At 54.9% G+C, this 7978-nt stretch carries 6 protein-coding genes; 4 read left to right on the forward strand and 2 right to left on the reverse strand.

Annotated elements, in window-relative coordinates; all coding sequences use genetic code 11:
* Window positions 1-27: 27 nt before the first annotated feature.
* A complete protein-coding gene (gene fadA, locus CUN67_RS00835) occupies window positions 28-1191 on the reverse strand; it encodes an acetyl-CoA C-acyltransferase FadA (RefSeq protein WP_208713609.1) in 1164 nt (387 codons plus the stop codon).
* 10 nt (window positions 1192-1201) lie between these two features.
* Window positions 1202-3385 carry a fatty acid oxidation complex subunit alpha FadB gene (gene fadB / locus CUN67_RS00840; protein ID WP_208713610.1) on the reverse strand — a complete coding sequence of 728 codons (2184 nt, stop codon included), beginning with the start codon at window positions 3383-3385 and terminating at the stop codon, window positions 1202-1204.
* Between the two features lie 187 nt (window positions 3386-3572).
* On the opposite strand from fadB, the gene pepQ reads away from it, so the two are divergent.
* The 4 genes from pepQ to hemG are packed head-to-tail and all read left to right on the forward strand — an operon-like array spanning window position 3573 to window position 7555.
* Window positions 3573-4904: a Xaa-Pro dipeptidase gene (gene pepQ, locus CUN67_RS00845; protein WP_208713611.1), complete on the forward strand. Its 1332-nt coding sequence runs from the start codon at window positions 3573-3575 to the stop codon at window positions 4902-4904.
* Window positions 4904-5521 (forward strand): IMPACT family protein, encoded by a 618-nt coding sequence (locus CUN67_RS00850; protein ID WP_208713612.1) that lies wholly within the window; start codon window positions 4904-4906, stop codon window positions 5519-5521. The genes pepQ and CUN67_RS00850 overlap by 1 nt, the downstream gene beginning before the upstream one ends.
* A gap of 28 nt (window positions 5522-5549) precedes the next feature.
* Entirely contained in the window at window positions 5550-7001 is a 1452-nt protein-coding gene (trkH, locus tag CUN67_RS00855) for a Trk system potassium transporter TrkH (RefSeq protein ID WP_208713613.1), read from the forward strand.
* A gap of 17 nt (window positions 7002-7018) precedes the next feature.
* The gene (gene hemG / locus CUN67_RS00860) at window positions 7019-7555 is read left to right on the forward strand and encodes a menaquinone-dependent protoporphyrinogen IX dehydrogenase (RefSeq protein WP_208713614.1); all 537 of its coding nucleotides are present in this window, start codon (window positions 7019-7021) and stop codon (window positions 7553-7555) included.
* Window positions 7556-7978 lie beyond the last annotated feature (423 nt).

Below are 7978 nucleotides of genomic sequence, written 5' to 3' on the forward strand. Positions count from 1 at the left end.
GCGGGAAATCATGCAGTGGTCAACGTATTACAGACGTTCGAATACCGTTGCGATGCCCTGGCCTAAACCAATACACATGGTCGCCAGACCAAACTGAACATCGCGTTTTTCCATCAGATTCAGCAATGTGGTGCTGATACGCGCGCCGGAACATCCCAGTGGATGACCGAGCGCAATCGCGCCACCATTCAGGTTCACTTTCTCGTCTATCTGCTCCAGTAAGCCTAAATCTTTCAGGCAGGGTAGCGTTTGGGCGGCGAAAGCCTCGTTTAGCTCGAACAGGCCAATATCCTGCACTGTCAGACCGGCGCGTTTCAGTGCCAGCTTACTGGCCGGTACCGGGCCGTATCCCATAATGGAAGGATCGCAGCCGACCACTGCCATGCTGCGAATACGTGCGCGTGGTGTCAGGCCCAGCTCTCGTGCCCGGCTTTCACCCATAATCAACATGGCGGCGGCGCCGTCGGAAAGCGCCGAGGAGCTACCGGCGGTGACGGTACCGTTGACCGGATCAAACGCCGGTTTCAACGCCGCTAATCCTTCCAGGCTGGCATCTTCGCGGATCACTTCATCGGCGTCATAGCGTTTCAGTACGCCATCAACATCGTGACCATAGGTCGGGATAATTTCCCGTTTAAAATCGCCGCGCTGGGTGGCCTGCCAGGCGCGCTGATGTGAGCGTAACGCAAAGGCATCCTGCTGTTCGCGGCTGATATGGTGCATCCGTGCCAGCATTTCGGCGGTCAGCCCCATCATCCCAGCGGCTTTCGCCACCGTGCGGCTCAGGCCGGGATGAAAATCCACACCGTGACTCATCGGCACGTGACCCATATGTTCGACACCGCCAATCAGGCAACTTTGGGCATCGCCCACCATAATGGCGCGCGCGGCATCGTGCAGTGCCTGCATTGACGACCCGCATAAGCGGTTCACGGTACTGGCGGGGACGCGATGTGGTATCTCCGCCAGCAGCGCCGCATTACGGGCAATGTTAAAACCCTGCTCCAGCGTTTGCTGCACGCAGCCCCAGATGATGTCATCCAGCGTGGCGGGATCGAGTGCCGGGTTGCGGCTGAGTAATTCGCGCATCAGATGGGCTGAGAGATCTTCTGCGCGCACCTGACGAAACGCTCCGCCTTTGGAACGGCCCATTGGCGTGCGGGCAGCATCGATAATAACGACATTTTCCATTTTAAAATCCTCAGGCAGTTTGCAGCGCAGCTTCATCAATCGGAAGAGCGGCGGGATACCAGCTTTGATGCTGATGGGCAATGTGTACCAGCAACTCCGGCAATGCATACAGCGGGCCGAGTGCGGTATAACGCTTCGCCTGATCCACCACCGTGCTGTTCCCCAGCGTGTCCATATAACGGAAGGCACCACCGCGGAACGGCGGGAAGCCGAGACCATAGACCAGCGCCATGTCCGCTTCCGCTGGAGAGGCGATAATCTTCTCTTCCAGGCAGCGCACCACTTCATGCAGCATCGGCAGCATCATGCGGTTGGCAATCTCTTCATCGCTGAAGACGCGTTTCGGCTGGCAAACGTGCTGCAACAGCGTATCCACTTCGGCATCGGCTTGTTTCTGTGCTTTGCCCTTTTTGTCCTCTGTCCAGCGCCAGAAACCCAGGCCATTTTTCTGACCGTATCGTCCGGCTTCGTACAGCACGTCAATGGCGTCGCGATAATCTTTCTGCATCCGTGACGGGAAGCCCTGCGCCATCACCTGCTGGGCATGGTGAGCGGTATCAATGCCGACCACATCCAGCAGCCATGCCGGACCCATCGGCCAGCCGAATTGTTTCTCCATCACTTTGTCGATCTGGCGGAAGTCGGCACCGTCGCGCAGCAGCAGGCTGAAGGCGGCAAAGTAGGGGAACAGTACGCGGTTAACAAAGAAGCCGGGACAGTCATTAACCACGATCGGTGTCTTGCCCATTTTGCTGGCCCAGGCGACGACTTTTCCGAGCGTCTCCTCGGAGGTCTTTTCACCGCGAATCACTTCGACCAATGGCATGCGTGGCACCGGATTGAAGAAATGCATGCCACAGAAGTTTTCAGGACGTTGCAGCGCCTGCGCCAGCTGGCTAATCGGAATGGTTGAGGTGTTGGAAGCCAGAATGGCGTCATCACGCAGATGTTGCTCGGTCTCGGCCAGCACTTTGGCTTTGATTTGCGGGTTTTCCACTACCGCCTCAACCACCACATCGGCGCGCTCAAACCCGGCGTAGTCCAGCGTGGGCTGGATGGTGGTCAGCACGCTGGCGAGTTTCGCACCGTCAATCTTGCCGCGTTCCAGTTGCTTGTTCAGCAGTTTGCTGGCTTCTTTCATACCGAGTGCCAGCGCCTGTGGATTGATATCTTTCATCTGCACCGGCACGCCTTTCCATGCCGACTGATAAGCAATGCCGCCGCCCATAATACCTGCACCGAGAACCGCCGCCTGCGCCGGGGTGCTGGTGGCATTACCGCGTTTTTTGGCTAATCCTTTGACGTATTGATCGTTAAGGAAGATGCCGACCAGCGCGCGCGCTACGTCACTTTGCGCCAGGGGCACAAAGGCAGCCGTTTCCAGTTTCAATGCATCATCGCGGCCCAACCCGGCAGCGGCTTCAATGGTTTTTACTGCCGTGATGGGGGCCGGGTAATGTTTGCCTGCGGTTTGCAGTACCATGCTTTTGGCGATGGTAAAGCTCATGGCGGCTTCAATCGGGCTGAGTTTCAGCGGTGCCAGTTTCGGTGCGCGACGTGCCTGCCAGCTGCCCTGGATGATGGCATCCTGGAGGACGGTTAAGGCTGCGCTGCGCAATTTATCGCTGCTCACGACCGCATCGACCAGGCCCAGTTTCAGCGCGCTGATGCCATCGACATCTTTACCGGCGGCGATAATCTCCAGTGCGCTGTCGGCGCCCAGCAAACGCGGCAGGCGGACGCTGCCGCCAAAACCGGGCATGATGCCCAGTTTGGTCTCCGGCAGACCGATGCGGGTTGATGCAGTGGCGATACGGAAGTCAGCCGCCAGTACGCACTCGCAACCGCCGCCCAGCGCATAACCGTCAATCGCGGCAACGGTAGGCACCGGCAAATCTTCCAGACGATTAAAAATGCTGTTGGCAAAGGCCAGCCACTGGCTCAGCTTTTCAACCGGGGCATCGAACAGGGAAAGAAATTCGGTGATGTCGGCACCGACAATAAACGCCGGTTTTGCCGAAGTGAGCAGCAGGCCGCGCAGTGCGGGTTGCTGTTCCAGTACACCCAGCGCCTCACCCAGGGAGGCAACGGTTTTGGTATCGAGTTTATTCACCGAACCGGGGGCATCAAAAACCAGCTCGGCGATGCCATCGTCAAGCCAGCGAACAGAAAGGGTATCGCCTTGGTAAAGCATATCCGTCTCCTGAAACCGCGAAAGTTGATCTGGTCATACCAGATGATCGTGAGTGTGGGTGTCGTGTTAATTTTTTGCAAACGAGAGTTTGCTTATTTGATACAGCGATCACAGCGTGCGGGGGCACGGCAACAAGGACGCGGCTATGCTACACTGCGGCCATTTTCGCGATATCGGAGACAAGTCCATGGATTCACTGAAAACCCTGTATCACGCGCATATCAATACGCTGCAACAGCGTGCGCAGCAGGTGCTGGCGCGTTTTAAACTTGATGCCATGCTGATTCATTCTGGCGAGTTGCTGACCGTGTTTCTCGACGATCATGACTATCCGTTTAAGGTGAATCCGCAATTCAAAGCCTGGGTGCCGGTCACGCAGGTGCCTGACTGCTGGTTATGGATCGACGGCGTGAATAAACCAAAGCTGTGGTTCTATTCGCCGGTGGATTACTGGCATAACGTGGAGCCACTGCCCAATAGCTTCTGGACCGGGGATGTTGACGTTATCGGTCTGAAAAACGCCGATGAAATTGGGCAACTGCTGCCAGCCCAGCGCGATAATGTGGCTTATATCGGGCCGGTGCCGGCGCGTGCGACTCAGCTGGGTATCAAAGTCGATAGCATCAACCCCAAAGGGGTGATCGATTTCCTGCATTACCACCGCAGTATCAAAACCGATTATGAACTGGCCTGCATGCGTGAAGCGCAGAAGCTGGCAGTCGCCGGGCATCGTGCCGCCAAAGAAGCCTTTTTCTCCGGCATGAGCGAATTTGACATCAATATTGCCTACCTGAGCGCCACCGGCCATCGCGATATCGACGTGCCTTACGGCAACATTATCGCGTTGAATGAACATGCCGCCGTGTTGCACTACACCAAACTGGATCATCAGCCACCGGCGAAACGCCATAGCTTTTTGATTGATGCCGGGGCGGAATACCTGGGTTATGCGGCCGATTTGACCCGTAGCTATGCCGCGCAGGCGAAATCGCGCTATGCCGAAATGGTCGAGACGATGAATAAAGAGGAGCTGGCGCTGATCGCTACCCTCAAGGCTGGCGTGCGCTATACCGATTATCATCTGCAAATGCATCAACGCATTGCGCGGATGTTGCTGAAGTTTGAGCTGGTGAAAGGGCTGAGTGAAGAAACGCTGGTGGCGGAAGACTTAACCGGTCCGTTTATGCCGCATGGTCTTGGTCACCCGCTCGGTCTCCAGGTACACGACGTTGCCGGTTTTATGCAGGATGATAACGGTACGCATCTGGCTGCACCGGCGCAATATCCGTATCTGCGTTGCACCAGGGTGCTGGAGCCGGGCATGGTGATGACCATCGAACCTGGCTTCTACATTATCGATTCGCTGCTGGCGGCTCTGCGCAGTGGCAAATATAGCCAGCACTTTGACTGGCAGGCAATTGATGCGCTGAAGCCTTATGGGGGGATTCGTATTGAGGATAATGTGGTGATCCATGCCAACCGGATTGAAAACATGACGCGCGATCTGCATCTGGCCTGATGAACGCTTATGACATTCCCGCTGAGGCTGTGAGTCTCAGCGAGGAAACCATTAAGAAAAGCCGCTTTATTACGCTGCTGGCGCATACCAACGGCGTAGAAGCAGCGCGTGCTTTTGTGCAGCAGATTAAAGCTGAACATCCCACAGCCCGCCATCACTGCTGGGCATGGGTAGCAGGCGCGCCGGATGATTCACAGCAGCTGGGCTTTTCTGATGATGGTGAACCCTCAGGCACGGCGGGAAAACCGATGCTGGCTCAGCTGATGGGGAGCGGTGTGGGTGAAATCACGGCGGTAGTGGTGCGTTACTATGGCGGCATTATGCTCGGTACCGGTGGGCTGGTGAAAGCCTATGGTGGTGGTGTCCAGCAGGGTTTAAAAAGGCTTACCCGTTGCCGTAAAGTGCCGATGCAATCTTTCACCCTGCAATGCGAATATGCGCAGCTCAGCGATATTGAACGTCTGCTACAGCGCTTTGACGGCAGGGTGGAAGAGAGTCATTATCTGGATCGCATTACCCTGCAACTGGCATTACCGCATAGCCAGATCGAAGGCTTTCGGCAAAACCTCTCTGACTACAGTCGGGGCGTGCTGACGCTCATCCCGCTGGAAAACTAAGAATATCTCTTTGAAAGGAAACGGCTGAATGCATTTTCGCGCCATTACCCGCATTGTGGGCCTGCTGGTGATTTTGTTCTCAGTGACCATGATTCTGCCCGGTCTGGTGGCTCTGATTTATCGTGACGGTGCCGGACGGGCGTTCAGTCAGACCTTCATGATGGCCATCGTAATTGGCTCATTGCTGTGGTGGCCCAATCGCAAGCAGAAAACAGAACTGAAGCCACGCGAAGGGTTTCTGATCGTGGTGCTGTTCTGGACCGTGCTGGGCAGCGTCGGGGCGATGCCGTTTATGTTTGCTGAGCAGCCCCATCTGTCGGTGACTGATGCGTTCTTCGAATCCTTTTCAGGATTAACCACCACCGGGGCGACAACGCTGGTGGGGCTGGATTCATTGCCTAAAGCGATTCTTTTCTATCGCCAGATGCTGCAATGGCTCGGGGGGATGGGGATTATCGTGCTGGCGGTGGCGATCCTGCCGATTCTGGGGGTAGGGGGAATGCAGCTATACCGCGCTGAAATGCCGGGTCCGCTGAAAGATAACAAAATGCGCCCCCGTATCGCGGAAACCGCCAAGACCTTGTGGCTGATCTATGTGCTACTCACCATAGCCTGTGCGGTAGCGCTGTGGCTGGCGGGGATGCCAGTGTTTGATGCCATCGGCCATAGTTTTTCCACCATCGCTATTGGCGGCTTCTCTACCCATGATGCCAGTATTGGTTACTTCAATAGTCCGACCATTAACACCATTATCGCGATATTCCTGCTGATCTCCGGCTGTAACTATGGTTTGCACTTCTCTTTATTGAGTGGCCGCAGCCTGAAAGTGTACTGGCGCGATCCCGAGTTTCGTATGTTTATTGGTGTGCAGCTGACGCTGGTGGTGATCTGCACGGTGGTGCTGTGGTTCCACGATGTCTATTCCAGTGGCCTGCAAACGCTGAGTCAGGCCTTTTTCCAGGTGGTCTCTATGGCGACCACTGCCGGGTTTACCACCGATAGCATTGCGCGTTGGCCGTTATTCCTGCCGGTACTGTTGCTGTGTTCTGCATTTATCGGTGGTTGCGCGGGTTCTACTGGTGGGGGTCTGAAAGTGATTCGCATCCTGTTGTTGTGTAAACAAGGTTCACGTGAGCTGAAGCGCCTCGTCCATCCGAATGCGGTTTACACTATTAAGTTAGGTAACCGTGCACTGCCGGAGCGTATTCTGGAAGCGGTATGGGGATTCTTCTCGGCCTATGCGCTGGTGTTCCTGGTCAGCATGCTGGCGATTATCGCCACCGGCGTTGATGACTTTTCCGCCTTTGCTGCTGTCGCTGCGACCCTCAACAACCTCGGACCGGGCCTTGGCGTGGTGGCCGATAACTTTGCCTCTATGAATGATGTGGCGAAGTGGATTCTGATTTTGACCATGTTATTCGGTCGTCTTGAGGTGTTTACCTTGTTGGTTCTCTTTACCCCAACCTTCTGGCGCGAATGATAAAGCAGGATTGTGTGATGAAAGCGTTGATTGTTTATTCCAGCCGTGACGGGCAAACCCAAAAAATTGCCGGACGCATTGCGCAAACCCTGGCACCCCAGCAGCTGTGCGATGTGATTGATGTACAGCAGGCCACCTCTCTCGACTGGGCGCAGTATGATCGCGTGCTGATTGGGGCATCAATTCGCTATGGTCATTTCCATCCTGCCTTAATGAAGTTTGTGACCACGCATCTGTCACAGCTGCAACAGCGCGCCAGCGGTTTCTTTAGTGTGAACCTGACGGCGCGCAAGGCGGATAAATGCACGCCGGAAACCAATGTCTATACGCATAAGTTTCTTGCGCAGTCACCCTGGCAACCTGATTGCTGCGCAGTGTTTGCCGGGGCGCTGCGTTATCCGCACTATCGCTGGTTCGATCGCGTGATGATTCAGTTGATTATGCGAATGACGGGTGGCGAAACCGATACTTCGAAAGAAGTGGAATATACCGACTGGCAGAAAGTCGCTCTTTTTGCCCAGGATTTTGCGCAATTACCAGGCAAAGTGTTGTGAAATAAGGCGCTTTGGTGAAATTTAGGCCGAACGATAATTTTTTTGCAATAAACGCTTGTCACTCAGAATTATCTCCCTATAATGCGCCTCCACTGACACGGCAAAGCGGCAACGCAGACGGTCAGTGAGGGACGAAGTGATTCATCCCGCCGGAGAAAGTCGCTGAAAAAAGTGATTGACTCTGAAGGAGGAAAGCGTAATATACGCCACCTCGCGACAGACGGTTAACCCGCTGTTCGCACCGCTCTTTAACAATTTATCAGACAATCTGTGTGGGCACTCGCAGGATTGATATCAAAAGTCTACGGACTTAAAAAATATCAAGTCTCAAGAGTGAACACGTAATTCATTACGAAGTTTAATTCTTTGAGCATCAAACTTAAATTGAAGAGTTTGATCATGGCTCAGATTGAACGCTGGCGG

The organism is Pantoea cypripedii (assembly GCF_011395035.1).
Lineage (GTDB): Bacteria > Pseudomonadota > Gammaproteobacteria > Enterobacterales > Enterobacteriaceae > Pantoea > Pantoea cypripedii_A.